Origin of the sequence: Micromonospora sp. SD12, assembly GCF_052068495.1 — a bacterium.
GTDB classification, from domain to species: Bacteria; Actinomycetota; Actinomycetes; order Mycobacteriales; family Micromonosporaceae; genus Micromonospora; species Micromonospora echinofusca.
The window spans coordinates 429263-455296 of the sequence record NZ_JBQHDF010000004.1 but is presented as its reverse complement, the minus strand read 5'-3'; the positions used below and the strand labels follow the sequence as shown (position 1 = coordinate 455296).

At 75.2% G+C, this 26034-nt stretch carries 18 protein-coding genes; 12 read left to right on the top strand and 6 right to left on the bottom strand.

Features of this window, described 5'->3' with window-relative positions:
- Positions 1-82 precede the first annotated feature (82 nt).
- From ACTMS2_RS11930 to ACTMS2_RS11920, 3 genes are all read left to right on the top strand, one after another.
- Positions 83-1087, top strand: coding sequence for a methionine synthase (locus ACTMS2_RS11930; RefSeq protein WP_441175433.1), 1005 nt, complete (start codon positions 83-85; stop codon positions 1085-1087).
- Between the two features lie 36 nt (positions 1088-1123).
- On the top strand, positions 1124-1483 hold the full coding sequence (locus tag ACTMS2_RS11925; RefSeq protein WP_441175432.1) for a VOC family protein: 360 nt from the start codon (positions 1124-1126) through the stop codon (positions 1481-1483).
- A 169-nt stretch (positions 1484-1652) separates the two neighbouring features.
- Positions 1653-2654, top strand: a complete 1002-nt coding sequence (locus ACTMS2_RS11920; protein WP_441175431.1) for an ADP-ribosylglycohydrolase family protein — start codon at positions 1653-1655, stop codon at positions 2652-2654.
- Between the two features lie 70 nt (positions 2655-2724).
- Here the strand turns inward: ACTMS2_RS11920 and ACTMS2_RS11915 are convergent, their stop codons facing one another.
- Positions 2725-3252, bottom strand: coding sequence for a type II toxin-antitoxin system PemK/MazF family toxin (locus ACTMS2_RS11915; protein WP_441175430.1), 528 nt, complete (start codon positions 3250-3252; stop codon positions 2725-2727).
- A 198-nt stretch (positions 3253-3450) separates the two neighbouring features.
- Here ACTMS2_RS11915 and ligA point away from each other — a divergent pair, with 198 nt between their 5' ends.
- The 6 genes from ligA (at position 3451) to ACTMS2_RS11885 (ending at position 14517) form a co-directional block, all read left to right on the top strand.
- Entirely contained in the window at positions 3451-5586 is a 2136-nt protein-coding gene (gene ligA / locus ACTMS2_RS11910; protein ID WP_441175429.1) for an NAD-dependent DNA ligase LigA, read from the top strand.
- Between the two features lie 176 nt (positions 5587-5762).
- Positions 5763-8378: an EAL domain-containing protein gene (locus ACTMS2_RS11905; protein WP_441175428.1), complete on the top strand. Its 2616-nt coding sequence runs from the start codon at positions 5763-5765 to the stop codon at positions 8376-8378.
- Positions 8379-8617: 239 nt separating this feature from the next.
- Positions 8618-8923, top strand: a complete 306-nt coding sequence (gene gatC, locus ACTMS2_RS11900; protein ID WP_089001642.1) for an Asp-tRNA(Asn)/Glu-tRNA(Gln) amidotransferase subunit GatC — start codon at positions 8618-8620, stop codon at positions 8921-8923.
- 76 nt (positions 8924-8999) lie between these two features.
- The gene (gene gatA / locus ACTMS2_RS11895) at positions 9000-10475 is read left to right on the top strand and encodes an Asp-tRNA(Asn)/Glu-tRNA(Gln) amidotransferase subunit GatA (RefSeq protein WP_441175427.1); all 1476 of its coding nucleotides are present in this window, start codon (positions 9000-9002) and stop codon (positions 10473-10475) included.
- A 13-nt stretch (positions 10476-10488) separates the two neighbouring features.
- On the top strand, positions 10489-11982 hold the full coding sequence (gene gatB / locus ACTMS2_RS11890) for an Asp-tRNA(Asn)/Glu-tRNA(Gln) amidotransferase subunit GatB (protein WP_441175426.1): 1494 nt from the start codon (positions 10489-10491) through the stop codon (positions 11980-11982).
- 177 nt (positions 11983-12159) lie between these two features.
- Positions 12160-14517: a transketolase-like TK C-terminal-containing protein gene (locus tag ACTMS2_RS11885; RefSeq protein ID WP_441175425.1), complete on the top strand. Its 2358-nt coding sequence runs from the start codon at positions 12160-12162 to the stop codon at positions 14515-14517.
- 607 nt (positions 14518-15124) lie between these two features.
- Here ACTMS2_RS11885 and ACTMS2_RS11880 read toward each other — a convergent pair.
- The 3 genes from ACTMS2_RS11880 to ACTMS2_RS11870 form a co-directional block, all read right to left on the bottom strand.
- The gene (locus ACTMS2_RS11880) at positions 15125-16699 is read right to left on the bottom strand and encodes a metallophosphoesterase (RefSeq protein ID WP_441175424.1); all 1575 of its coding nucleotides are present in this window, start codon (positions 16697-16699) and stop codon (positions 15125-15127) included.
- A 57-nt stretch (positions 16700-16756) separates the two neighbouring features.
- The gene (locus ACTMS2_RS11875; RefSeq protein ID WP_441175423.1) at positions 16757-17932 is read right to left on the bottom strand and encodes a PQQ-dependent sugar dehydrogenase; all 1176 of its coding nucleotides are present in this window, start codon (positions 17930-17932) and stop codon (positions 16757-16759) included.
- Between the two features lie 67 nt (positions 17933-17999).
- Positions 18000-19814, bottom strand: a complete 1815-nt coding sequence (locus tag ACTMS2_RS11870) for a SpoIIE family protein phosphatase (RefSeq protein ID WP_441175422.1) — start codon at positions 19812-19814, stop codon at positions 18000-18002.
- A 186-nt stretch (positions 19815-20000) separates the two neighbouring features.
- Between ACTMS2_RS11870 and ACTMS2_RS11865 the strand changes: the two genes are divergently transcribed.
- Positions 20001-20927: a 2-hydroxyacid dehydrogenase gene (locus ACTMS2_RS11865; protein WP_441175421.1), complete on the top strand. Its 927-nt coding sequence runs from the start codon at positions 20001-20003 to the stop codon at positions 20925-20927.
- 36 nt (positions 20928-20963) lie between these two features.
- Here ACTMS2_RS11865 and ACTMS2_RS11860 read toward each other — a convergent pair whose 3' ends face one another.
- Complete coding sequence (locus ACTMS2_RS11860) at positions 20964-21341, bottom strand: PH domain-containing protein (RefSeq protein WP_101414506.1); 378 nt, start codon at positions 21339-21341, stop codon at positions 20964-20966.
- A gap of 203 nt (positions 21342-21544) precedes the next feature.
- Between ACTMS2_RS11860 and ACTMS2_RS11855 the strand changes: the two genes are divergently transcribed.
- Together ACTMS2_RS11855 and ACTMS2_RS11850 are read left to right on the top strand one after the other, a co-directional pair.
- On the top strand, positions 21545-23812 hold the full coding sequence (locus ACTMS2_RS11855) for a putative bifunctional diguanylate cyclase/phosphodiesterase (RefSeq protein WP_441175420.1): 2268 nt from the start codon (positions 21545-21547) through the stop codon (positions 23810-23812).
- Between the two features lie 71 nt (positions 23813-23883).
- Positions 23884-24708, top strand: a complete 825-nt coding sequence (locus tag ACTMS2_RS11850; protein ID WP_441175419.1) for a MerR family transcriptional regulator — start codon at positions 23884-23886, stop codon at positions 24706-24708.
- Between the two features lie 49 nt (positions 24709-24757).
- Here ACTMS2_RS11850 and ACTMS2_RS11845 read toward each other — a convergent pair whose 3' ends face one another.
- Positions 24758-25777: a LacI family DNA-binding transcriptional regulator gene (locus tag ACTMS2_RS11845; protein ID WP_441175418.1), complete on the bottom strand. Its 1020-nt coding sequence runs from the start codon at positions 25775-25777 to the stop codon at positions 24758-24760.
- Between the last annotated feature and the right edge of the window lie 257 nt (positions 25778-26034).

Genomic DNA, 26034 nt, shown 5'->3' with positions numbered 1-26034 from the left:
GAGCGTGCCTCCGGCCGGGCACCCCGGTCCGGTGCCCCGGCGGCCGGGTGGCGGGCGTCCGCGTACCGGATAGTCTTCGGCCGTGACAGATCAGGTGTGGCCCTGGCCGGCCGGCGCGGCGACCGGCATCGGTTCGCTTCCCGGCACCGACATCGCCGAGGCGCAGCGGATCGTCCTTGGTGAGCTTCCCGGCCTGCCCCACCTGCCGGAGCTGCCGGCGCGGGGCCCCGGCGCCGACCTGATCGGCCGGACCGCCGGCCTGCTGGTCGAGCTGCCGGTGGAGCTGTACGCCGCCCGCTGGCGGATCGCGCCGCGCCCGGGGCGGGACGTGCGCCGCGCCCGCGACCTGATGGAACGCGACCTCGACCAGCTCGCCGAGCAGGCGGAGGAGTACGCGGGGCCGGTCAAGATCCAGGTAGGTGGTCCGCTGACCCTGGCCGCGTCCCTGGAGCTGCCGATCGGCGGCCGGATGCTGCGCGACCCCGGCGCCGTCCGGGATCTCACGAACTCGCTCGCGGAGGGGCTGCGCGGGCACGTCGCGGCGGTCGCCCGCCGAATGCCGCGCGCCACCGTGCTGCTCCAGCTCGACGAGCCGTCGTTGCCGACGGTGCTCGCCGGGCGGGTGCCCACCGAGAGCGGGCTCGGCGCGTACCGGGCCGTCGATCCGAGCGCCGCCGCGTCGCTGCTGCGCACGGTCGTCGAGGCGGCCGGGGTGCCGACCGTGGTGCACTGCTGCGCGCCGGACGTGCCGCTGGAGCTGATCCGCTCGACGGGCGCCATCGGCGTCGCCCTCGACCTCGGCCTGGTCACCGACCTGGATCCGCTGGGCGAGGCGATCGACGCGGGGCTCGGGCTGCTGGCCGGCGCCGTCCCCACCACGCCGTCGTCCGCCGGTCGCGCGCCGACCTCGGCGCAGGTCGCCGATCGCGTACGCCAGCTCTGGGACCGCCTCGGGTTCCCCCGCCGGCAGCTCGCCGAGCAGGTCGTGGTGACCCCCGCCTGCGGCCTCGCCAACGCCACCGGGCAGTACGCGCGCGCGGTGCTCGCCGCCTGCCGGGACGCGGGCCGGCGGCTCGCCGAGGACTGAGGTTTCCCGTCGTACGGGCGGGGCAGGATGGCCGGCATGATCGGACAACTGCGCACCGTGGTCATCGACTGCCCCGATCCCCGGGCCCTGGCCGGGTTCTACTCGGAGCTGCTGGGCCTGCCCGTCGACGCCGACGCCAGCGACGACGGCTGGGTCGTGATCGCCGGCTCGGGTCACCGCCTCGCCTTCCAGACGGCGCCCGACCTGCGCCCGCCGGCGTGGCCCGACCCGGAGCGCCCGCAGCAGTTCCACCTGGACGTGCAGGTGGCGGACGTGGACGCGGCCGAGCAGCGGGTGCTGGCGCTCGGTGCCCGGCGGCTGCCCGGCGAGGGCGACGACTTCCGGGTCTACGCCGACCCGGCCGGTCACCCCTTCTGCCTGGTCTTCTCCGTCTGAGCGTCCGCTCCACGCTGGCCGACGCGTCGCCGGCGCCCGGGCCGGGCCGCCGGCACCACGGCCGGGCCGGGCCGATCCCTGCGCCGCCGCCGGAGCGCGCGGGCGCCGCCGGGTGCGGTGGACCGCCCGCCGGGTGGTGCCGGTTGCGTGCGGGCGGCATGATCGCGGAATGATCGACACCTCGCTCCGGCGGGCCGCCGGTTCCCTCTTCGGCCTCGCCTACGGTGACGCGTTGGGCAAGCCGACCGAGTTCCTGACCGTCGCCGAGATCGTTCGCCGCTACGGGCCGGCCGGGCCCCGCGAGCTCGCCGGCGAGCCGGCGCTGGTGACCGACGACACGCAGATGGCGCTGGCGGTCGGCTGGGCGCTGCACGACGCGCCGGCGCTGACCCCGGAGGCGGTCGAGCCGCTGCTGCGCAAGCGTTTCCTGGACTGGGCGGCCAGCCCGGAGAACAACCGGGCGCCGGGCATGACCTGCCTGCGGGCCTGCGCCGAACTGGAGCGCGGGATGCGCTGGCAGGAGGCGACGGTGGCCGGCTCGAAGGGCTGCGGGGCCAACATGCGGGTCACCCCGGTCGGCCTGGTCGACGTCGACCTCGACACCCTCGCCGGGCTGGCGCAGCTCCAGGCGGGGCTGACCCACGGCCACCCGACCGGCCTCGCCGCCAGCGAGCTGACCGCGTACGCGGTGCGACTGCTGCGCGACGGCGCGGCGCTGGCGGAGCTGCCCCGGCTGCTCGCCGACCGGGCCCGCGACCAGCGGCGGGTCTACCGCGCCGACTGGCTCGGCGACCTCTGGCAGCGCCCCGGGGTGGACACCCCGGAGGACTTCGTCGCCCGGGGCTGGGACGAGTGCCTCGCCGTCCTCGGCCGCCTCGACGCCGCGCTCGCCGCCCCGGACGACGGCGGCGACCCGTGCCGGCACACCGGCGAGGGGTGGATCGCCGAGGAGGCGCTGGCCACGGCCCTGTTCTGCGCGATCCGGCACGCCGACGACCCGGTGGCCGCGCTGGCCCGGGGCGCCACCACCGCCGGCGACTCCGACTCGATCGCCGCGCTGGCCGGCGCCTTCGTCGGCACGGCCCGGGGCATGGCGGCCTGGCCCGCGCCCTGGGCCGCCCGCATCGAGTACGCCGACCAGCTCACCGCCCTCGCCAGGGCCTGGGACTGAGCCCACGCCGTCGCCGCTGGGGTGCCCGACAGGCGGGTCGGGTCAGGCACCCGGCTGGCCGGGGTGAGGGTCAGGCACCCGGCAGGTGGGGGAGGCGGCGGATGCGACGCCACAGGGCGGGATCGCAGTCGCCGGCGCGGCGGGCGAAGTCGGCCAGCGCGACGTGCACCGGCTCGGCCAGGTCGACGAAGCTGTCGTGGTCGGCGTCGGGGTCCCACCGGCGGGTGGGGATGAGCACGTGGTCGTCCCGGGAGCTCTTGTCCTGACTGGTGATCTTCAGGACGTCGGCGCCCCCGCCGTCGGCGCGCAGCACCAGGCAGGGCCGCACCTTCGAGCCGGTGCCGTCGGCGTACGGGACGTCGGCCCACCAGATCTCGCCCGGGCGCGGCGCCCCGTCGGGGGCCCGCTCGGCGGTGCGCGGCCGGGGCGGCGCGCTCGACCGTCCGGGGCCGCCCGGCGGTGTCCTGCGGCCGGGCCGGGCACCCGGACGCCTCGGCGGTCGCCCGGCGTCGTCGCGGTCGCCCCGCCGGTCGTTCCACGCCCAGCCGGCGGCCACGGCCAGCACGATCCCCGCCGCCCAGAGCAGCCATTCCGGCATCCGTACCCCCGCCTGGTCAGTGGGTGCGGCGCGCAGGCCGCGGCGTCGACGGCGGTGCGGACCGCCCGCGCGGCACCGCCGTCCGGCGATCCTCGCACGGCCGGGGCCCCGACGCCGTCCGGGCGCGACGGGTGGCCGCCGGATTGTCCCACCGGACCGATACGGTGCCGAGGTAGCGGAATCACGGGAGGTCGCACGGTGTCCGAGGAAGCCATCGCCCAGCAGGTCACTCCGGCACAGGAGGCGGCCGCCGGCGCCGAGCCGACCCCCGATGCCCGGGAACGGCACGCCACGCTCAGTCAGGAGCTGACGGAACACCAGTACCGCTACTACGTGCTGGACGCGCCGACCATCCCCGACGCCGAGTTCGACCGGCAGTTGCGCGAGCTGGAGGCGCTGGAGGAGCAGTACCCGGCGCTGCGCACCCCCGAGTCGCCGACGCAGCGGGTCGGCGGCACCTTCTCCACCGACTTCACCCCCGTCGCCCACGCCGAGCGGATGCTCTCCCTCGACAACGCCTTCGCCGACGAGGAACTGGCGGCCTGGGCCGAGCGGGTCGAGCGCGACGCGGGCGGCCCGGTGCCCTACCTCTGCGAGCTGAAGGTCGACGGGCTCGCCATCAACCTGACCTACGAGCGCGGCCGGCTGGTGCGGGCGGCGACCCGGGGCGACGGGCGCACCGGCGAGGACGTCACCGCCAACGTGCGCAGCATCCGCGACGTGCCGGGCCAGCTCGCCACGTCGGCCGAGTTCGGCGACGTGCCCGAGTTCGTCGAGGTCCGGGGCGAGATCTACTTCCCGGTGGCCGCCTTCGCCGACCTCAACGCCGGGCTGGTCGAGCAGGGCAAGCCGCCGTTCGCCAACCCGCGCAACGCCGCCGCCGGCAGCCTGCGCCAGAAGGACCCGCGGGTCACCGCCTCCCGGCCGCTGCGCCTGGTGGTGCACGGCATCGGCGCCCGCCGCGGCTTCCAGCCGGTGGCGCAGTCCGAGTCCTACGCGGCCCTGCGGGCGTGGGGGCTGCCGACCAGTGACCGCTGGCGGGTGGTGCCCGACCTGGCCGGCGTCGCCGAATACATCGCCTACTACGCCGAGCACCGCCACGACGTCGAGCACGAGATCGACGGCGTGGTCGTCAAGGTCGACCCGGTCCCCATCCAGGGCCGGCTCGGCTCGACCAGCCGGGCGCCGCGCTGGGCCATCGCCTTCAAGTACCCGCCGGAGGAGGTGAACACGAAGCTGCTCGACATCGACGTCGAGGTCGGCCGCACCGGCCGGGTCACGCCGCGCGCCGTTCTCCAGCCGGTCAAGGTGGCCGGCTCCACCGTCGCGTACGCCACCCTGCACAACGCCCGGGAGGTCGAACGCAAGGGCGTCCTGATCGGCGACACCGTGGTGCTGCGCAAGGCCGGCGACGTGATCCCCGAGGTGCTCGGCCCGGTGGTCGACCTGCGTCCCGCCGATGCCCGGCCGTTCGTCATGCCCACCACCTGCCCGGCCTGCGGCACGCCGCTCGCGCCGGCGAAGGAGGGCGACGTCGACATCCGCTGCCCCAACTCCCGCACCTGCCCCGGTCAGCTGCGGGAGCGGGTCTTCCACCTGGCCGGCCGCAAGGTGTTCGACATCGAGGCGCTCGGCTACAAGGGCGCGGCGGCGCTGCTCGACGCGCAGGTCATCACCGACGAGGGCGACCTGTTCTCGCTGGACGAGAAGCAGCTCGCCCGGTCGCCCTTCTTCGTCAACAAGGACGGCACGCTCGGCAGCAACGCCGCCAAGCTGCTCGACAACCTGGCCGTGGCCCGCGAGCGCGACCTGTGGCGGGTGCTGGTGGGCCTGTCCATCCGGCACGTGGGCCCCACCGCCGCGCAGGCGCTCGCCCGGCACTTCCGCTCCATCGAGGCGATCGACCGGGCGAGCGAGGAGGAGCTCTCCTCGGTCGACGGCGTGGGGCCGACGATCGCGGCGAGCATCCGGGAGTGGTTCGCCGTCGACTGGCACCGCGAGGTGGTCCGCAAGTGGCGCGAGGCCGGCGTGCGGATGGCCGAGGAGGCGGTCGACGAGGGGCCGCGCCCCCTGGAGGGGCTCACCGTCGTGGTCACCGGCACCCTGCCCGGGTTCAGCCGTGACCAGGCGTCCGAGGCGATCCAGAGCCGGGGCGGCAAGGTCAGCGGGTCGGTCTCCAAGAAGACGTCCTTCGTGGTGGTGGGGGAGAACCCCGGCTCGAAGGCCGACAAGGCGGCCAGCCTCAAGGTGCCGGTCCTGGACGAGGGGGGTTTCCGGGTGCTGCTCGACGCCGGTCCGGAGGCCGCCCGGGAGGTCGCCCGCGTCGAGGAGTGACGGCGGGCGCGGCACGTCGCGCGTGGACCCGGCGGGGCAGGTCGAGATACCAACTTAATTACGACTACGACCGATTCGCGACTGTCGTGCCGGGCATTGCGACACGGAGGGCGTTTCATTGGTGGCACGGCGTGCGACCGGGTCACGCCCCGTGGACCGAGCCCTCGGGAGGTGTGATGGAGGCCGCAGACTCGCGCAACTCCGTTCCGCCTGGCCGGGCGCGCCCGTTCTTCGCCTTCGTCTGGTCGGTCGTCGCGCTGGCCGCGGTGCTCTGCGTACGCCCGCTGCTCGACCTTCCGGCCGAGCTGCCGCGGCTGCCGGTGGCGTTCTGGGTGATGGCGGCCCTGGCCGTCGGCTGCGACGCGCGCCCGTTCGTGCCGCCCGGGCGCCGGCAGACCTCCGCGGTCTTCCCGTCCACCTGCTTCACCTTCGCCATCCTGCTCGGCTGGGGCTTCGGCCCGGCGCTGCTGGTGCAGGCCGTGGCCGTCGTCGTCTCGGGCTGGCGGATGGGCCACGCCCCGTGGCGCACGGCGTTCAACGCCGCCCAGTACGCGGCCGCCCTGGGCGCCGCGTACGTGGTCACGTCGCTGGGGCCCGGCAGCATCTTCGACGGCGGCCGGCTGCGCGGCACGGACGTGCTGGCGGTGGGCGGCGCGACGGCGGCCTGGTTCGCCGTCAACTACGCGCTGGTCAGCGCGGCCGTCCGGTTGCGGTTCGGCGACCGCTGGTGGCCCAGCCTGCGGCAGGGGCTGGGCTTCGAGCTGCTCTCCACCGGCTCGTTGCTGCTGCTCGCCCCGGTGCTGGTCACGGCGGCGCGGGCCAGCGCCGCGCTGATCCCGCTGGTGCTGGTGCCGCTGTTCGCCGTCTACCGGATGGCCCGGCTCAGCGTCGAGCAGCAGCAACTCGCCTCCCTGGACCCGCTCACCGGCCTGCCCAACCGCAAGGCGCTGCTGGCCGAGGTCGGCGAGCAGGTGCACGTGCACGCCGAACGCGCGGCCCGCGGCGAGCCCGGCGCGCGGCTGGCGCTGCTCCTGATCGACCTCGACCGGTTCAAGAACGTCAACGACGCGCTCGGGCACGCGGTCGGCGACCGGCTGCTGGTCGAGGTGAGCGCCCGGCTGACCGGCGTGGTCGGTGAGGGCATGGTCGCCCGGCTGGGCGGAGACGAGTTCGCCATCGTGACGACCGGCCTGACCGACGCCGACGAGGCCCGTGAGCTGGCCGGCCGGGTGGTCCGGGCGCTGGCCGAACCCGTGTCGCTGGACGGGTTGCCGCTCGACGTGGGCGGCTCGATCGGCATCGCGCTCTTCCCCGAGCACGGCGAGGACTTCGCGACCCTGATGCGCCACGCCGACGTGGCGATGTACGACGCCAAGCACCGCAACGACACCGTGGCGGTCTACGCGGCCGAGTCCGACCACAACTCCGCCGAGCGGCTCGGCCTGCTCGCCGACCTGCGCCGGGTGCTGGAGGCGGGCCGTCCGGCGACCGCCCCGCCCGCCGGGCAGGTCGCGGCCGGACCGGCGGACGTCGGCGCCGACGGCGCCCCGGGCGACCAGGCGGTGGCCGTCGCGGCCGGGCCGACGCCGGGCGGCCGCCTGCCGGGTGACGGGCGGGCCGGCGCCACCCGGGGTGGCGACGGGGCCACGCTCTCCGCCGACGTCGCGGACCTCACCCCCGGAGCCGGTCGCTGGCGGCTGCGCCGCCGTCGGCAGCGGTCCGGGCCGCCGCCCGGGGACGAGCTGATCAACCGGATCGTCACCGCCGCCGACCCGATCCGCCGCCGGGCGGCGACCGCCGCGGTGGACGGCCCCGACCAAGGCGACGGTCCGGGCCGCCGCAACGGCGCCGGGCACCCCGGCGGGCAGGGCGCCGCCGTCGTACGCCGGCAGGGCCCGCCCGTCGACGACGGCGCGGGGGAGCCCGGCGGCGGCCGCACCCCGGCGGGCCGGCGGGGTCCCCGCCACGACGCGACCGGCCGGCGGGACCCCGACGCCGCTCCGGCCGCCGACGCCGGCGAGATCACGATGTACTACCAGCCGCAGGTCGCCATCGCGACCGGCGAGGTGGTCGGCGTGGAGGCGCTGCTGCGCTGGCGGCACCCCCGCCGGGGCATGGTGGACCCGGAGGAGCTGATTCGCGTCGCCGAGCAGAGCGCGGTGATGCGGCTGCTCACCCGCCGGGTGGTGGACGATGTGGTGGAACAGCTCGCCAAGTGGTCGGCCGCCGGGACGCACCTGCCGGCGGCGCTCAACGTCAGCGTGCGTGACCTGCACACCGGCGAGATCGCCGACCAGATCGCCGACCGGCTCGCCCGCTACGGGGTGCCGCCGCAGCGGCTGCAACTGGAGATCACCGAGGGCGCCCTGATGGCCGACCCACGTCGCGTGCTGGCCACCATCACCCGGCTGCACCGCATCGGCGTGGGCATCGCCCTGGACGACTTCGGCACCGGCTACTCCTCCCTCCAGCACCTGCGGCGGCTGCCGCTGTCCGAGGTGAAGGTGGACCGCTCCTTCGTGCTGGGGATGGCCGACGACGCCGACGACGCGGCGATCGTCAAGTCGACCATCGAGCTGGCGAAGGCGCTCGGGCTGCGGGTGGTCGCCGAGGGCGTCGAGGACGAGCGCACCTGGCGCATGCTCCACGCGGCGGGCTGCGACGCGGCGCAGGGCTGGTTCTACGCCCGGCCGATGCCGGCCGAGGAACTCGTCGGCTGGCTGGCCCGCTACCGGCCCGTTCGCCCTACGCCCAGCCCCGACACCGAGATTCCCCGCCGACACGCCCGCTGAGCCGCCCACCCGACGCACCCGGGACACCGGTGGCACGGCGCGTCGGTCGAGGCACCCGGGCCACCGCCCGCGCGGCGCGGCGGCGGACGAGGACCCCTGCCCGCCGCGCCGGAGGGGGAGTCGGGGACGCGCCGCCGGGGCGGAACAATAGACTCGCTCCGGTCACCGCGCGTCACGCACCTCGGCCGCGCGGCCGACACCCGGTCCGACCCGCAAGCACCGTCACGAAGGGGGCACCGATGGCCGCCATCTCCCGCGAGGAGGTCGCGCACCTGGCGCGACTGTCGCGGCTCGCCGTAACGGAGGAGGAGCTGGACACCTTCGCCGGCCAGCTCGACGTGATCCTCCAGGCGGTCGCGCAGGTCGGCGAGGTCGCCGCGGCGGACATCCCGCCGACGTCGCACTCGGTGCCGCTGACCAACGTCCTGCGCGAGGACGTCGTGGTGCCCGGGCTGACCCCGCAGGAGGCGCTGTCGGGCGCGCCCGACGCCGAGCAGCAGCGGTTCCGCGTACCGCGGATTCTGGACGAGGATGTGGCGTCATGAGCGAGCGCAGCGAGCGAATCATCAGGCTCGGCGGGTTCGTCGGTCAGGGCGCCGGTGAGCGAAGCGAGGCGGCGTCATGACCGATCTGACCAGACTGACCGCGACGGAGATCGCGGGGCTCGTCGCCAGCGGTGAGACCTCCGCCGTCGAGGTCACCCGGGCGCACCTGGACCGCATCGGCGCCGTCGAAGACCGGGTGAACGCGTTCCTGCACGTCGACTCCGAGGGCGCGCTCGCCGCCGCCGCCGACGTCGACGCCCGCCGCGCCGCCGGCGAGGAACTGGGCCCGCTGGCCGGCGTGCCGGTCGCCGTGAAGGACGTGCTGACCACCAAGGGCGTGCCGACCACCGTCGGGTCGAAGATCCTGGAGGGCTGGCGCCCGCCGTACGACTCGACGATCGTGCAGCGCCTGCGCGCCGCCGGCACGGTGATGCTCGGCAAGACCAACATGGACGAGTTCGCGATGGGCTCCTCGACGGAGTACTCGGCGTACGGGCCGACGCACAACCCGTGGGACCTCAGCCGCATCCCGGGCGGCTCGGGCGGCGGCAGCGCGGCGGCGCTGGCCGCGTACGAGGCGCCGCTGGCGATCGGCTCCGACACCGGCGGCTCGATCCGCCAGCCCGGCGCCGTCACCGGCACCGTCGGCGCGAAGCCCACCTACGGCGGCACCTCCCGCTACGGCCTGGTGGCGTTCTCCTCCTCCCTGGACACTCCCGGCCCGTGCGCCCGCAACGTGCTGGACGCGGCGCTGCTGCACGAGGTGATCGGCGGGCACGACCCGCGCGACTCCACCTCGATCCCGCAGCCCGTGCCGGACGTGGTGGCGGCCGCCAGGCTCGGCGCGACCGGCGACCTGACCGGCGTGAAGCTCGGCATCGTCAGCGAGTTCGTCGGCGAGGGCGCCGAGCCGGGCGTGATGGCGGCGTTCCGCGAGTCGGTCGACGCGCTGACCAAGCTGGGCGCCGAGATCGTCGAGGTGTCCTGCCCGCACTTCCGGTACGCGCTGCCGGCGTACTACCTGATCGCCCCGAGCGAGGCCTCCTCCAACCTGGCCCGGTTCGACGGCGTCCGGTTCGGCCTGCGGGTCGGCGACGACGGCAACCGGTCGCTGGAGGAGGTCATGTCGCTGACCCGGGAGGCCGGCTTCGGCGCCGAGGTCAAGCGCCGCATCATGATCGGCACCTACGCGCTCTCGTCGGGCTACTACGACGCCTACTACGGGCAGGCGCAGAAGGTCCGTACGCTGATCACGCGGGACTTCACCGCCGCGTTCGAGCAGGTCGACGCGCTGATCTCGCCGACCACCCCGTTCGTGGCGTTCCCGCTCGGCGCGCGCACCGCCGACCCCTACCAGATGTACCTGGCCGACCTGTTCACCATCCCGACGAACCTGTACGGCGGGCCGGGCATCTCGGTGCCGTGCGGGCTCTCCGACGGGCTGCCGGTCGGCTTCCAGATCATGGCCCCGACGATGGCCGACGACCGCATGTACCGGGTCGCCGCCGCGCTGGAGAGCGCCGTCGGCACGTTCACCCCACCGGCACTGTGAGGCAGGAGCTCAGATGACGACGACACTGCCCGCGTACGACGAGGTCGTGGCGCGCTACGAACCGGTGATCGGCCTGGAGACCCACGTCGAGCTGGGCACGAACACCAAGATGTTCTGCGGCTGCCCGACGGACTTCGGTGGCGAGCCGAACACCCGGGTGTGCCCGGTCTGCCTGGGCCTGCCCGGCTCGCTGCCGGTCGCCAACAAGGCCGCCATCGAGGCGACCATCCGGATCGGCCTGGCGCTCAACTGCTCGATCGCCGAGTGGTGCCGGTTCGCGCGGAAGAACTACTTCTACCCGGACATGCCGAAGGACTTCCAGATCAGCCAGTACGACGAGCCGCTGTGCTTCGAGGGCTACCTGGACGTCGAGGTCGACGGCGAGCTGGTGCGCATCGGCATCGAGCGGGTGCACCTGGAGGAGGACACCGGCAAGACGCTGCACGTCGGCGGCGCCACCGGGCGCATCCACGGCGCCACCGAGTCGCTGGTCGACTACAACCGGGCCGGCATCCCGCTGGTGGAGATCGTCACCAAGCCGGTCCCCGGCACCGGCACGCTCGCCCCCGAGGTGGCCCGCGCGTACGTCACCGAGCTGCGCGACGTGATCCGGTCGCTGGGCGTCTCCGACGTGCGGATGGAGGAGGGCTCGCTGCGCTGCGACGTCAACACCTCCCTCAACCTGCCCGGCGAGGAGTGGGGCACCCGCACCGAGACCAAGAACGTCAACTCGCTGCGTTCGGTCGAGCGGGCCGTCCGGTCGGAGATCATCCGGCAGGCGTCCGTGCTTGACGCGGGCGGCCGGATCACCCAGGAGACCCGGCACTTCCACGAGGACACCGGCGACACCACGCCGGGCCGGTCCAAGGAGACCGCGACCGACTACCGGTACTTCCCGGAGCCCGACCTGGTGCCGCTGGCGCCGGACGCCGCCTGGGTCGCCGAGCTGAAGGCCGCGCTGCCGGAGCTGCCCCGGCTGCACCGGCGCCGGCTCCAGGAGCAGTGGGGCCTGTCGGACCTGGACATGCAGTCGGTGCTGAACGCCGGCGCGGTCGAGCTGATCGAGCAGACCGTGGCCGCCGGCGCCTCCCCGGCGGCGGCCCGCAAGTGGTGGCTGGGCGAGCTGTCCCGGCGCGCCAACGAGACCGGCGTGGAGCTGGCCGACATCGGGGCCACCCCGTCGCAGGTCGCCGAACTCCAGGGCCTGGTCGACGCCGGCAAGCTCAACGACAAGCTGGCCCGTACCGTCCTGGAGGGCGTGGTGGCCGGCGAGGGCTCGCCGACCGAGATCATGACCAACCGGGGCCTGGAGGTCGTCTCCGACACGGGCGCGCTCACCGCCGCCGTCGACGAGGCGATCGCCGCCAACCCCGACATCGCCGACAAGATCCGCAGCGGCAAGGTCGCCGCGGCCGGCGCCCTGGTCGGGGCGGTCATGAAGACCACCCGTGGCCAGGCCGACGCCAAGACGGTCCGGGAGCTGATCCTGGAGCGCCTCGGCGCCTGAACCGGCAGGGGAGGGGACCTTCCGACGCCCTCCGTACGGGAGGGCCCCTTCCACCGCATCGAGCCGCCGCGTGCGCCCGTCGCACGCGGCGGCTGCGCACCCGTAGAAGCCCACCCTCGCGACCCGCCCGCCCCCGACCGGCCGTCAACGGTGACTGCCGGACCCCTGGAGTCGACCGTGAACCGTACCGACCTCGACGTCCTCGAAGAGATCCAGCAGCGGGTGCTCTGGCTCGCGACCCGGATCGTGGACGCGGCCAACCACGACCGGGACACCGGCGACGGGGTGAAGGTGGGCGGGCACCAGGCGTCCAGCGCCTCGCTGGTCACCGCCATGACGGCACTGTGGTTCGCGCACCTCGACGCCGAGGACCGGGTGGCGGTCAAGCCGCACGCCTCGCCGGTCTTCCACGCCATCCAGTACCTGCTGGGCAACCTCGACCGCTCCTACCTGACGAAGCTGCGCGCCCGGGGCGGGCTCCAGTCGTACCCGTCGCGGACGAAGGACCCCGACGAGGTCGACTTCTCCACCGGCTCCGTCGGGCTCGGCGCGGCGGCGCCGCTCTTCGCGGCGGCGACCCGCCGCTACGTCGACGCGCACTTCGGCGCCCGCCCACACTCCCGGTTCGTCGCCCTGATCGGGGACGCTGAGCTGGACGAGGGGAACATCTGGGAGGCCGTCGCCGACCCGGCCACGACCGGGCTGGGCAACGTGACGTGGCTGGTCGACTTCAACCGTCAGTCGCTGGACCGGGTGGTGCCCGGGGTGCGGATCAACCAGTGGCGGGGTCAGTTCGAGGCCGCCGGCTGGCACGTGGTCGAGGTCAAGTACGGCCGCCGGCTCGCCGAGGCGTACGCGCGGCCGGGCGGCGGGGCACTGCGCGACTGGATCGACGCGATGCCCAACGAGCAGTACCAGTCGCTGTTCGGGCTGACCGGCGCGGCGCTGCGCAAGCAGTTCCTCGACGGTGCGCCCGACGGGATCGAGGCGTTCATCGCCGACGTCGGCGACGACGAGTTGGGGCCGCTCGTGACCGACCTGGGCGGGCACGACATGGCGGCGATGCTCGACGCGTACGCCCAGTGCGACGCGGTCACGGACCGGCCCAGCGTGATCTTCGCGTACACCGTGAAGGGGTGGGGGTTGCCGATCGCCGGCAATCCGCGCAACCACTCGGCGCTGCTGAGCAGCGAGCAGGTCGACGCGCTGCGGGCCGCGCGGGGGCTGACGCGCGAGACCGAGTGGGACCGGCTGGACCCGGCGTCTCCGGCCGGCATCCGGGCCAACGAGCGCCGGGAGGCGCTGTCCCGCGCGCCCCGCGAGCGGGCGCTGGGCGTCACGGTCCCCGACACGACACGGGTACGCGCGAACAAGCCGATCTCGACGCAGGAGGTCTTCGGGCGGGTGCTGGTCGAACTGGCCCGCAACCCCGAGGTGGGCCGCTACCTGGTGACCACCGCGCCGGACGTGGCGACCTCCACCAACCTGGCCGGGTTCATCAACAAGACCGGCGTCTTCGCCCCGACGGAGCAGCGCTCCTGGAACGAGGACCGGATGCTGCGCTGGACGGAGAGCCCCGCCGGGCAGCACATCGAGCTGGGCATCTCGGAGATGAACCTGTTCCTGCTGCTGGGGCAGCTCGGCCTGTCGTGGGACCTGTCGGCGCAACCGCTGCTGCCGGTCGGCACGGTCTACGACCCGTTCGTGCTGCGCGGGCTGGACGCGTTCCTTTACGGCACCTATTCCGGCTCCCGGTTCGTGGTCGCCGGCACCCCGTCGGGCATCACGCTCGCTCCGGAGGGCGGCGCCCACCAGTCCACCATCACCGCCTCGGTGGGGCTGGAGCTTCCCGGGGTGACGTTCCTCGAACCCGCGTACGCGGCCACGCTGGACTGGCTGCTCTGCGACGCGCTGGGCCAGATCGCCGGCGGGGCGGCCCCGTCGGCGACGGCCGCCCCCGCCGAGGACGGCGCGTACTACTTCCGGCTCAGCACCCGCCCGATCGACCAGGCGCCCTTCGAGGCGGCACGGGCCCGCCTCGGCGACGCGGTGCTGCGCCGGCAGGCGGTCGCCGGGGCGTACCGCCTGGTCGACGCCCACGAGGCGTACCCGCATTTGGCCGACGCCCCGGTGGTGCAGCTGGCCGCCTCCGGCGCGGTGCTGCCCGAGGTGCTCGCGGCGGCGGCGGAACTGGCCGAGGAGGGCATCGCCGCGCACGTCGTCGACGTCACCTCGCTGGACCGGCTCTACCGGGCCTGGCAGCGCACTCTGCGCCAGGGCGTACGCACGGCCACGGTGCCGAGCGTGCCGGGCGCGCTCCGTTCGGCGTTCGCCGACCGGGTGCCGGTGGTGACGGTGCACGACGCCGCCTCGCACGCCATGGCGTGGCTCGGCTCGGCGCTCGCCGCCCCGGCGGTGCCGCTGGGCGTGGACGAGTTCGGCCAGTCCGGCAGCGTCCACGAGCTGTACGACCTGCACGACCTGCTCCCCGGCAGCATCGTCAACGCCGCCCTCGCGGCCCTGTCCCTGCGCTGACGCTGACAAGGCGGCCGGGGGCGGCGGCCCTGGTGCGGAGGGCTGCGGGCTCGGAGCGTGGACGGGTGGCGGGCCAGGTCGCCTTCCGGCTGCGCCCGGCCCACGTGGCCGCCGAGCAGGCGTCGAGAGGCTGCGGGCACGGGGTGTCGTGGCACTTCGGCATGTGTCGTGTCGAGTCAGTGCGGGGCTTGCGGCGCGGCGCGGACCGGCGTTCGGCGAGCCCTCGTCGTCGCTCAGAGTGACGACTGTTTGACGTTACGGAGAGTGGCGGGCGGTGCGGGGCGCGCCGCCAACCGTTCCCGCCCTTTGCTCTGCAGCCCCCGGCGCACCACTCTCCTGAACAGGAAAAATGTCAACTCGACCGACCGGCGGCTGGCCGCAGATCGCTACCTGGAGTTACTGGTGCGTCCGTGGCTGCAGAGCAAAGCGTCTGAGGGCCTGGGTTGCCGTGGACGCTGGTGGCCACGCAGCGTAACGCCGGTGAACGGAGTTTGCGCTGCGGCAACTGGTCGGGACGAACCCGGAGCGGACGGTCAGCCACCGGGACGCCGACAGGCTGGCTACTGGCGCGGCCCGCTCGGCACCCAGCGATCAGCGCGGATCAGGGTCAGCGGGTCGGGGTGGGGGTGACCGGCGCGGGCACGCCGGCCTGCGGGTCCTCCACGACGTGCCGCTCCAGGTTCACCTGCGCCTGCCCCGTGCCGCCGACGGTGATGTCGTCGTACGCCTGGAGCAGCTTGTCCTTGTCGAAGTAGAGCACGGTCATCGTCAGCGGGGTGGGCTTCTCGCCCTCCAGGCCGCGCAGGCCGGCACCGCCCGTGGAGCCCTGCACCATCAGCTGAGTGGGGCCCTTCCCGGGCACCTCCGGCAGCTTCGAGACCTGCCGGGCGTGGGTGTGCCCGGCGAGGACCAACGGGCAGGTGCCCGAGAGCGGGCCGGCGGAGGCCGGGTCGTGCACCAGCGCGATGTTCACGGGGCGCGGCGAGCTGGCAACCGTGGCCGCGAGCTGGTCGCCGACGCCGATGAGCTGGTCCGCGGTCTGCTGGGTGAGGCCGCTGCCGGCCGGCGACGTGTTCTTGTCGGGGGTGAAGCGCGGGTCGCCGATGCCGGCGATGGTCAGCCCCGCGACCGTCGTGGTCGTGTTGCTCAGCACGATCGCGTTCGGCTGGCGGGCCACGGCCGCCGCGGTCCGACCCGAGTCGTGGTTGCCCCGGATGTAGACGTACGGCTTCTTGAGCAGGCCGATCGAGCCGACGTAGGAGGCCTCCGGCTCGGAGCCCCAGTCGGTGATGTCCCCGGTGTCGATCACCACGTCGATGCCGAACTGCTCGACGACGGTGCGGATGAGCTGCCAGCCGGTCGGGTTGAGGTGCATGTCCGAGACGTGCAGTACGCGGGTCGTGCCGGGGGCGGGCTCGTAGACCGGCAGCGACGACACCGTGGTGTAGAGCTGGCTGACGTTGCCGACGATGCGCTGGAGCTGCTCGGCGTAGCGGGTGTAGTCGTTCGCGATCCGCCGGGCGTCACCGACGATCGCGGGCGCGTTGACCAGCAGCCCCTCGTAGCGCGGCTCCTCGATGGCCTCCGGCCGGATGGTGGTGGCGGCGGCGGCGAGGCTGCCGGCGGTGACCACCAGCGCCAGAGCGCCTGCCCAGGCCGCCCGGCGGGTGTCGCGGAAGACCAGCAGGGCCAGCAGCAGGGTGACCAGCACCGCCGAGGCGAGCGTCCGCAGCCCGAGCCGCAGCACACCCTCGCGGACGTCGTCGACGGCCGACTGGCTCGCCCGGTTGATGCTCGCCGGATCGTCGAGCAGCGCCTCGGTGCGGCTCTGGTCCAGCGCGCCCAGCTCCACGGTCAGGTGGGTCGGCCCGTCGTGGCTGTCGAGCAGCAGCGCACCCAGCGGCGGGATGTCGACGGTGGTGCCGCCGCCGACAGCCGGCGCGACCGAGAGGTCGGCCTGGAACGGGCCGATGTCGGTGCTCACCCGGCCGCCGGCGAGCACGCCGATCACCACGCCGACCAGGGCGACGGCGAGGACCGCCAGGATCACCCCGGTCCTGCGCAGCGCTCGCCGGCCGGTCCTTCCGGCGCCGTCGCGCCGGGGTGCCGGGCGCGGGGCGCGACCGGTCGCCGGGACGTCCTCGTCCCGGTTCGCGTGCTCTTCGTTCTCCTGGCCGTCCATGGTGAGATTCTGACCTGCCCACTGAAGGATCTTGGGAAACCCGGACGAGCCGGTGCGTCAGCTCCGGCCGGCCCCGCCACCGGCGAAGACCAACCGCAGCAGCCGGTCGTCCTCGGGTGCCGGCTGGCCCCGCCCGTCGTGGTTGGAGGTGCTCACCCAGATCGAGCCGTCCGGCGCGGCGGCCACCGCCCGCAGCCGCCCGAACCGGTCGGTCAGCAGCTCGCGCGGCTGGCCGAGCACGGTGCCGGTGTCGGTCAGCTCGACCAGCCAGAGGCGCTTGCCGCGCAGGCACGCGGTGACGAGCAGCCGGTCGGCGGCGGTCAGCCCGGAGCAGGACGCGTCGGACGTCGGCCACTGGGCGATCGGGTTGACGAAGCGCTTGTCGTCGTCACGCCCTTCGACCGTCGGCCACCCGTAGTTGCGCCCTTTGGTGATCTGGTTGATCTCGTCCCAGGTGTTCTGGCCGAACTCCACGGCGTACATCCGCTTGCCGGCGTCCCAGGCGATGCCCTGGACGTTGCGGTGGCCCAGGGACCACACCGGGGAGTTCGGGAACGGGTTGCCGGGCGCCGGCTTGCCGTCCCTGGTGATCCGCAGGATCTTGCCGCCGAGGCGCTTGACGTCCTGCGCCTGCGGCCGGTCGCCGGCGTCGCCGGTGCTCGCGTAGAGCAGGCCGTCCGGGCCGAAGGCGAGGCCGCCGCCGTTGTGGATGCCGGCCTTGGGGATGCCGGTGAGGATCGGGGTGGGCGTGCCGCCCAACTCCAGCCGGACGATCCGGTTGTCCCGTTCGGTCGTGTAGTAGACGAAGATCGCCTTGTCCCGCTGGTAGTCGGGCGAGACGGCGATGCCCATCAGCCCGCCCTCACCCGAGGCTGCCACGTCGGAGATGGTCTGCACCGGGGTGACCTTCAGCCCGTCGGGCCCCGACTCGGGGCCGACCCGCAGGATCCGGCCGCTGTCCCGCTCGGTGACCAGCGCCGCGCCGTCGGGCAGGAAGGCGATCGCCCACGGCACCCGCAGGCCCTTGGCCAGCACCGTGGTGACCACCTCCTGGCCGGTGCCGCCAGCGCTCGCCGTCGCCGACGGCGTCGGGAAGGTGGGCGGCTCGCCGGCCGGGTCGGGCTCCGGCTCGCCGAAGCTGCAACCGGCGGTCGCCAGCAGCAGCGCCGCGCACGAGGCCGCCAGGGCCGTCCGCAGACGGCGGGTGCGAGGGTACGGGGGACGGGCGCTCACCCGGCCCAGGGTAGCCGGCCACGGCGACGGACCGGGGCCGTCGGATCGGACCGGTTCCGTGGTGCGGTCAGATCGCCCGGACGGCGAGCAGCGCGACGTCGTCCTCCCGCCGGGGGGCGGTGGTCAGCAGCAGGTCGCAGAGATCGCCCAGCGGCAGCCGGTCGGTGCCGGCCAGCCGGGCGAGCAGCTCCGTCATCCCCTCGTCGATGGGCCGGTCCCGCCGTTCGATGAGCCCGTCGGTGTAGAGCAGCAGGGTGTCGCCGGTGGCCAGGTGGGTGTGCCGGGTGGTGCGCCGGACCGGCCGGTTCAGCCCGAGCAGGGGCTCCGGCGCCCCCGCGAGCAGCTCCACCGCGCCCCCGACCCGGACCGCGAGCGGCGGGGGGTGCCCCGCGTTGCACCAGGTGACCCGCTGGCCGCCGGCGTCGTCGGCGTGCAGCCGCACCAGGGCCGCCGTGGCCGCCGTCCGCAGGTGCAGCCCGCGGATCGTCTCGTCCAGGCGGCTCATCAGCTCGTCGACCGCGTCGGGCCGGCCGTACGCGTTGCCCCGGACCAGGTTGCGCAGCTGCCCCATGGTCGCGGCGGCCTCGATGTCGTGCCCGGCCACGTCGCCGATCGCCGCGATGAGCTCCCCGCCCGGCTGGCGGAAGGCGTCGTACCAGTCGCCGCCGACCTCGACCCGGTCCGCCGCCGGCTGGTAGCGGGCGGCCAGTTCGAGGTCCCGGGTGACCGGCAGTTCCGGCAGCATGCTGTGTTGCAGCACGTGCGCGACGTGCCGCTGTTCGCCGTACATCCGGCTGTTGCCGATCGCCTGACCGGCCCGACGGCCGATGTCCTCGGCGATGAGCAGGTCGCTGTCGTCGAAGTCGCGCCGCTGCGGGCCGTTGATCAGGGTGACGCAGCCGAGCACCCGCCCGGCGTCGATGATCGGCACGCTGAGGTGCGAGGAGAAACCGAGGCGGGCGGCGAGTTCCGGCATCTCCGGCCCGACCGTGCCCCGGCGCACGTCGTCGAGGGTCGCCGCGGCGGCCAGTACGGGCCGGCCGGTGCGCAGCACCGCCCGGGTGATCGAGTGGGCGCTCAGCCCGGTGCGCATCAGCTCGGCGAAGCGGGCGACGTCCGGGGCCCGGGCCGGGTCGCGGTGGGCGGCGGTCACGTCGCGGGGCGCCCCGTCGGGCCCGACCAGGGTCACCAGGGACCAGTCGGCCAGCAGCGGCACCATCGTGTCGCGCAGGTGGCGCAGCGCGGTGGCCACGTCGAGCGTGCCGGCCAGCGTGCCGGCCAGCCCGGCCAGCAGCTCCAGCCGGCCGTTGGCCTCCTCGGCGCGCCGCCGCGCCTGCTCGGCACCGTCGAGGGCGATCCGCAACCGCAGCTCGGAGGAGCAGGCGGCGGCCAGGTCGGCGAGCGTCCGCAACTGCTCGGCGGTCCAGTCGCGGGGCTTGTCGTCGATCGCGCAGAGCGAGCCGAGGACGCGACCCTCCAGGTCCGTCAGCGGCATTCCGGCGTACGCGACGACGCCCAGCTCGGGCACGGCGAGGTTGTCCCGCAGGGCGGGGTGCAGCCGGGCGTCGGGCAGCACCATCGGGGTCCCGAGGTCGACGACGTGCTGGCAGAACGAGTGGCTCAGGGGCGTCTGCCGCCGCGCGGCCCACGGCCGGACCAGGCCCACCTCGCCGGGAAAGAATTGGCGCTCGGCGTCGACCAGGGACACCAGGGCGACCGGCACGTCGAGCAGGTCCCCGACCAGCCGGGCGAACCGGTCGAACGCCTCGTCGGGTGCGGCCGTCAGCCGGGTCTCCGCGAGGGAGCGCAGCCGATCGGGGTCGCGGAGCGCCGAGATCGGATCGGCCCGCTCGGGGCCGTCGTCGCGCGAGCCGTCGGTCATTGACCACCTGTCCGTGCCGGATGGAGGCCGACCGGCACTCCGGTCCTCCCTTATACCCCCTGCGGACCGCAATCGCCTCGGCCGTCGCAGCGTCGCCCTGATCACTGCGCCGGCGGTCCACCCGTCCGGGTGCCGCAGCCGCCCCGCCCGACGGGCGGAGGCACCGGGAGCCTATCGTCGGCGGGCGTGAAGGTATGGATTCCGCACCAGGACGGTCAGGCGCTCCTCGGCGAGCTGCCGCAGGAGGTCACGGTCGAGGTGGCCGAGGACGTCTCCCGGCTTCCCTCGGAGACGGCCGGTGTCCGGTTCTGGGTGCCGCCCTTCCTGTCCGGCGGGGACGCCACCGCGCTGCTGCGCGAGCTGCCCGACCTGGCGGTGGTGCAGTTGCTCTCCGCCGGGGCGGACGCGTGGGCCGGCCGGGTCCCGTCCGGGGTGACGCTCTGCGACGCCAGGGGGGTGCACGATCCGTCCACCGCAGAGTGGGTGGTCGCGGCGATCCTGTCCCAGCTGCGCGCCTTCCCTGCCCTGGCCCGCGCGCAGGCCCGGCGCGAGTGGGCGTACGACGAGGTGGCCCCCACCGATCAGCTGGCCGGCAAGCGGGTGCTGATCGTCGGGGCGGGCTCCATCGGCACGGCGGTACGCGACCGGCTGGCGCCGTTCGAGGTGAGCTTCACGCTGGTGGCCCGGACCGCCCGCCCGGAGCAGGGCGTGCACGGCGTCGAGGAGCTGCCGGGGCTGCTTCCCGAGGCCGACGTGGTGGTGCTGCTGGTGCCGCTGACCGAGCAGACCCGGGGGCTGGTCGACGAGAGCTTCCTCGCCGCGATGCGGGACGGCGCGCTGCTGGTCAACGCCGCCCGTGGGCCGGTGGCCCGGACCGAGGCGCTGGCCGCCGAGCTGCGTACCGGCCGGATCTCGGCCGCGCTGGACGTCACCGATCCGGAGCCGTTGCCGGCCGACCACGAGCTGTGGACGATGCCGAACGTGCTGCTCACCCCGCACGTCGCCGGCTCGGTACGCGGCCTGCTGCCGCGCGCTTACCGGCTGGTCGCCGAGCAGGTCCGCCGGTTCGCGGCCGGTGAGCCGCTGATCAACACGGTGGTGGACGGCTACTGAGCGGCCCGGCGGTGCTCAGTAGCGGCCCGGCGGTGCTCAGCCGGCCGCGCCGGGCAGGCTCTGACCGGTGGCCGAGACGAGCCGGGGCAGGTCGGCGGCGCGTACGGCCGGCAGGGTGACCTGCTGACCGTCGTCGAGCCGGGCGACCGCCCGACCGCGCGGGTCGGCGGCCAGCTCGACGATCCGCTCCCAGCCGATCCGGCGCTGCCCGACCAGGGCCCGCAGGCGCAGCTCGCGGGCGTCCGCGTCGGTGCCGGCCCGCCACGCCCAGACCGCGACGGCGAGCGGGACGAGCAGCACCGGCAGCAGGTACCACCGGGCACCGGCCACCGGCAGGGCGCCGAAGAAGGCGACGATCGCGGCGGCCAGGATCGCCTGGTTGTGCCGGAAGTGGACGGTGTCTGGGCTGGTCACCCTCCGATGATCCCACCCCTGTCGGCGCCGGTACGCGGCGGGCCGAGCCGGCCGGACCGGCGGCGTCGGTGACGGAGGTCACTGGCTGGTGGGCGTCACCGCCTTCGCGGCCGGTCGTTGCCGACTGATGGGCAGCGGACTCACCCCGGGTCCGACGCCCTGCACCGTCGCACCGCCCGTGCCCCCTCACGAAGGCGACCGCCGTGCCCCTCGCGTACCCGCAACACGCGTCCGTCCCTCGTCCCTCCCGGCCGGACGTCCTCGTCCTCGCCGCCGTCACGCTGCTCCTGCTCGCCGGCGCTCTCGGCCGGATGCCCGCCCTGGCCGTGGTGGCGCTGGCCGCCGCCGCCAGCTGCGCCCTGGCGGGTACGCGGCTGTCCCGCCTCGCCGCCGCGCCCCCGCTCCCCGCCCCCGCGCAGGTTCCGGCCCGGTCCCGCGCCGCCCGCCGGCGCCCGGCCGCCTCCCGCCGCGTCGCCGTGCTGCTCGACGCCGCGGTGGTGACGGCGGGGCTCACCGCCGCCGTGCTGCCGCTCGCCGGGCCGGGCCACCGGTCCGCCGTCGCCGTGGCGGGGCTGGCCGCCGCCGCCGCGCTGTTCGTCGCGGGGTTGCCCGCGGTGCCGCGCTCCTCCGACCCGTCCGCCCGGGCCCGCCTGCGCCGGGCCGTCGACGCGAGCGCCGCCGGCCTGGGGCTGGTCCTGGCCGGCTGGCTGCTGCTGCCCCGCGGCCCCCTCGATCCGCCGGTCCGGCTCGCCGTGGCCGTGGCCCTGGGCGGGCTCGCGCTCGCCGTACTCGTCGTGCTGACCGGGCCGCACCGGCGCACGGGTGCGGCCCGCTGCCGGGCCGGGGCGGCGCTCACCCTGTCCGGGCTGGTGCTGCTGGCCGCGCTTCCGGCCGGGGCGGCACCGGAGCGGGCGGCGCTGCTGTCCGTACCTCCGCTGGTGGGCGGGGTGCTGTTGACGGCGGCCGGGGCGCGGCGGGCGACCCGCGCGGAGCCGGCCCCGCCCGAGGTGCCGACCACGGCGTGGCCCCGGGCGGTGGTCCCGGCCGTCGCGGCCGTGGCGGCCATCGGCTGGCAGTTGCGCGACGGCGGCCCGCCGGACCTGACGGCGATCCTGCTCGCCCTGGCCCTGGCCCCGCCGCTGGTGCTGCGCGACCTGCTGCGCTCGGACGAGCCGCCGCCGGCCCGTGCCGACGCCGCGCCGGAGCGGTCCGGATCGACCGACCGGAGCCGGCCCGGCACGCCCCTGGACCGCCCGGCGCTGCTGCGGGCCCTCGCCGCCCTCCGGGACGCGCCGACCCCCGGCGCGCTGCTCGTCGTCGACCTGCACAACGCCGGACCCGCCTCCGACGGGCACCAGGTCGGCGAGGCCGTGCTGGCCGAGGCCCTGCGCCGCGCCCGCGCCGTCGTCGGCCCCCGGGACCTGCTCGCGGACGTCACCGCCACCGGCTTCACCGTGGTCACCGAGGCCGGCCCGGTGCTGGCGTACGCGCTGGGCACCCGGCTGCTCGGCGCGCTCACCCAGCCCTACGAGGTGGCCGGTGCGGTGCTGCGGCTGCGGGCCGGTGTCGGGCTGGCCGAGATCGGCAACGGCGGCCCGGAGGACGTGCTGCGCCAGGCGGACCTGGCCCGGCGCCGGGCCGTGCAGCTCGGCCGGGACCGGGTCGAGTGGTACGACGCCTACCTGGAGGAGCAGCTCGTCCGCCGGCTCGACCTGGAACGGGAGCTGCCCGGTGCGGTGGCCCGGGGCGAGCTGGACCTCGTCTACCAGCCGGTGCTCGACCTGGCCGACGGGCAGCCGGTCGGCGCGGAGGCGCTGCTGCGGTGGCGCAGCCCGGTGCTCGGCACGGTGCTGCCCGCCGAGTTCCTGCCCGTGGCCGAGGACCTCGACATCGTGGGGGAGCTGGGCTGCTGGGTGCTGGACCGGGCGTGCCGGCAGCTCGCCGCCTGGTCGGCCGGGAGCCGGCAGCTCTGGATGGCGGTGAACGTGACCGTCCGGGAGCTGACCGCCCCCGACTTCGTGCCGCGCACCGCCGCCGTGCTGGACGCGTACGGGCTGACGCCGGAGCGGCTGGTGGTCGAGGTGGCGGAGCCCCGGGTGGGCGCCGAACTGCCGACGGTGGTGGCCCGGCTGGCCGGGCTGCGCTCGCTGGGCGTGCGCACCGCGCTGGACGACTTCCGGGCCGAGCACGCCTCGCTGGCCCAGCTCCGCCGGTTGCCGATCGACCTGCTCAAGGTCGGCCCGCAGCTGGTGGACCCGGCGGACCCGCAGCGCCCGCTCATCGACGTGGTGGTGAACGTGGGGGACCGGCTGGGGCTCGACATCGTCGCCGAGGAACTCGAGTCGGCCGGCCTGATCGACGGCGCGCGGCGGGCCGGCTGCCGGTACGGGCAGGGCTTCGCGTTGGCCCGCCCGGCCACCGCGGAGCGGGTCGAGGCGTACTTCGAGGAGTTCCCGACGGCCTCGCGCTGACGGGAGACCCGCCCGGGCCGCCCCGCCTGGTTGACTCTGACACCGTGTCAGGGCCGAACGTGTGAGGGGCCATGTTCACCATCGGAGACTTCGCCAGGCTGGGTCGGGTGTCGGTCCGCATGCTGCGCCACTACGACGGCATCGGGCTGCTCCGCCCGGCCGCCGTCGACCCGCACACCGGGTACCGCTTCTACCGGGCCGAGCAGCTCCACCGGCTCAACCGGGTGATCGCCCTCAAGGAACTCGGGCTCACCCTCGGGCAGGTGCAGGCCATCCTCGACGACACCGTGGAGGTCGCCGAGCTGCGCGGCATGCTGCGGCTGCGCCGGTCCCAGCTGGAGGCCCAACTGGCGGCCGACACCGCCCGGCTGGCCGGGGTCGAGGCGAGGCTCCGCATGATCGAGACGGAGGGTCGGATGACCAGCCAGGACGTCGTACTCAAGCAACTGCCCGCCGTTCGCGTGGCGGAACTGAGCGGGGTGGCCCGCAGCTACGAGACGCCGGACATCTCCACCGTGATCCAGCCGCTCTACCCGGAGCTGTTCCGGCGTCTCGACGAGGCGGGCGTCACCCCCTGCGGCCCGGGGCTGGCCTGGTACGAGCCGGCGGGGGAGGGCGAGGCCGTGGTGGTGCACGCCGGCGTGCCGGTCGCCGCCGATCCCTCGGCGGCGCGGGGCTTCGCCGTCGTCGACCTGCCCCCGGTGCCCGCCGCCGCGACGATCATCCACCACGGGCCGATGGACGAGGTCGCGGGCAGCATGCAGGCGCTCGCCGCCTGGATCGAGGCGAACGGCTGGCGCGCCGCCGGGTACGCCCGCGAGCTGTACGTGGACTACTGCCCGGACGCCCCGGAGAAGGGCGTCACCGAGCTCCAGCTGCCGGTGGTGACGGCGTGAGCGGTGCAGGAAATCGACGGGCGGGGCGCCCAGGCCGGCGCGCCCCGCCTCAGCTCGCGCGCGGCGGGGCCGTGCTGCCCCGGGGCGTCAGGTGGGCCGTCTCGTCCTGGACCCGCTCGGCCGGTGCGCCCCCGATCACCGCGAGCAGTTGCCGGGCGGCGTGCGCGCCGTACGCCGGGATGTCCCGGCCGAGCGCCGTCAGCGGCGGGTGCACCAGTTGGCAGAGCGGCGAGTCGTCCCAGGCCACGATGGACAGGTCGCCCGGCACGGAGAGGCCCATCTCCTGGGCCACCGACAGTCCCGCTATCGCCATCACGTCGTTGTCGTAGATCACGGCGGTGGGGCGGCCGGCCGAGCTGAGCAGCCGCCGGGTCGCGCGCGCCCCCTCCTCGCCGGTGTAGTCGGCGGGCACGGTGACCGCGTCGGTCAGGCCGAGCCGCCGGCACACCCCGGTGAACGCCTCGGCGCGGATCTCGGTGTGCAGCAGGGCGGGCAGGCCGCCGACGCGGGCGATCCGGCGGTGGCCGAGGGCGAACAGGTATTCCACGGTCTCGACCAGCGCCGCCGCGTCGTCGGACCAGACGCTGGCCAGCCCGCCGGTGCCGCCCGGGCCGCCGATCACCACCGCGGGCAGGCCCAACTCCTCCAGCACCGGCACCCGGCGGTCGTCGGCGCGCAGGTCGCAGACGAGGACGCCGTCGACCCGCCGCTCGCCCCACCACCGCCGGTAGACCGCGACCTCCGCCTCCTGGTCGGCCACCACCTGGAGGGTGAGGGCGTACGACCGGGCGGAGAGTTCGGCCTCCACGCCGCTGATCAGCTCCATGAAGAACGGCTCGATGCCGAGCGTACGGGCCGGCCGGCAGAGGGTGAGGCCGACCGCGTCGGCGGTGGCGCCGGAGAGGGAGCGGGCGGCGCGGCTCGGGCTGAAGCCGATCTCGGCGGCGATGGCGAGGATCCGTTGCCGGGTGGCCTCGGAGACCCCGGGCTGCCCGTTCAGCGCGTAGGACACCGCTCCCTTGGACACCCCGGCGCGTCGGGCGACGTCGGCGATCGTGGGCCGCTTCACCGGCGTACACCTCCACTTCTCCCGCCCGGGCGGGTGTCACCGCGAGGCCGGGACGACCGGCGGCGGTCCACGCTACTGCACCGACCGGCGGCCGGGCCGGTCCGACCGGCACGTGGCGCGGATCGGGTCACCGCCTTTCCCGGTTAAGTCACCTTGGCCTCGATGTGTCGGCGACGCCATCCGCCCTCCCGGCGCGGGCTCCCGCCGCCCCGCGAGCCATCTTCACCTCCCCCGATCGCGCTCCCATGAGGCGGGGA

Excerpts from the sequence above, each read along its gene's own strand:
- ACTMS2_RS11925 (WP_441175432.1), top strand. The coding sequence starts at position 1,124 with ATGATCGGACAACTGCGCACCGTGGTCATCGACTGCCCCGATCCCCGG.
- ACTMS2_RS11920 (WP_441175431.1), top strand. The coding sequence starts at position 1,653 with ATGATCGACACCTCGCTCCGGCGGGCCGCCGGTTCCCTCTTCGGCCTC.
- ACTMS2_RS11915 (WP_441175430.1), bottom strand. The coding sequence starts at position 3,252 with ATGCCGGAATGGCTGCTCTGGGCGGCGGGGATCGTGCTGGCCGTGGCC.
- ACTMS2_RS11905 (WP_441175428.1), top strand. The coding sequence starts at position 5,763 with ATGGAGGCCGCAGACTCGCGCAACTCCGTTCCGCCTGGCCGGGCGCGC.
- gatC (WP_089001642.1), top strand. The coding sequence starts at position 8,618 with ATGGCCGCCATCTCCCGCGAGGAGGTCGCGCACCTGGCGCGACTGTCG.
- gatA (WP_441175427.1), top strand. The coding sequence starts at position 9,000 with ATGACCGATCTGACCAGACTGACCGCGACGGAGATCGCGGGGCTCGTC.
- gatB (WP_441175426.1), top strand. The coding sequence starts at position 10,489 with ATGACGACGACACTGCCCGCGTACGACGAGGTCGTGGCGCGCTACGAA.
- ACTMS2_RS11880 (WP_441175424.1), bottom strand. The coding sequence starts at position 16,699 with ATGGACGGCCAGGAGAACGAAGAGCACGCGAACCGGGACGAGGACGTC.
- ACTMS2_RS11870 (WP_441175422.1), bottom strand. The coding sequence starts at position 19,814 with ATGACCGACGGCTCGCGCGACGACGGCCCCGAGCGGGCCGATCCGATC.
- ACTMS2_RS11850 (WP_441175419.1), top strand. The coding sequence starts at position 23,884 with ATGTTCACCATCGGAGACTTCGCCAGGCTGGGTCGGGTGTCGGTCCGC.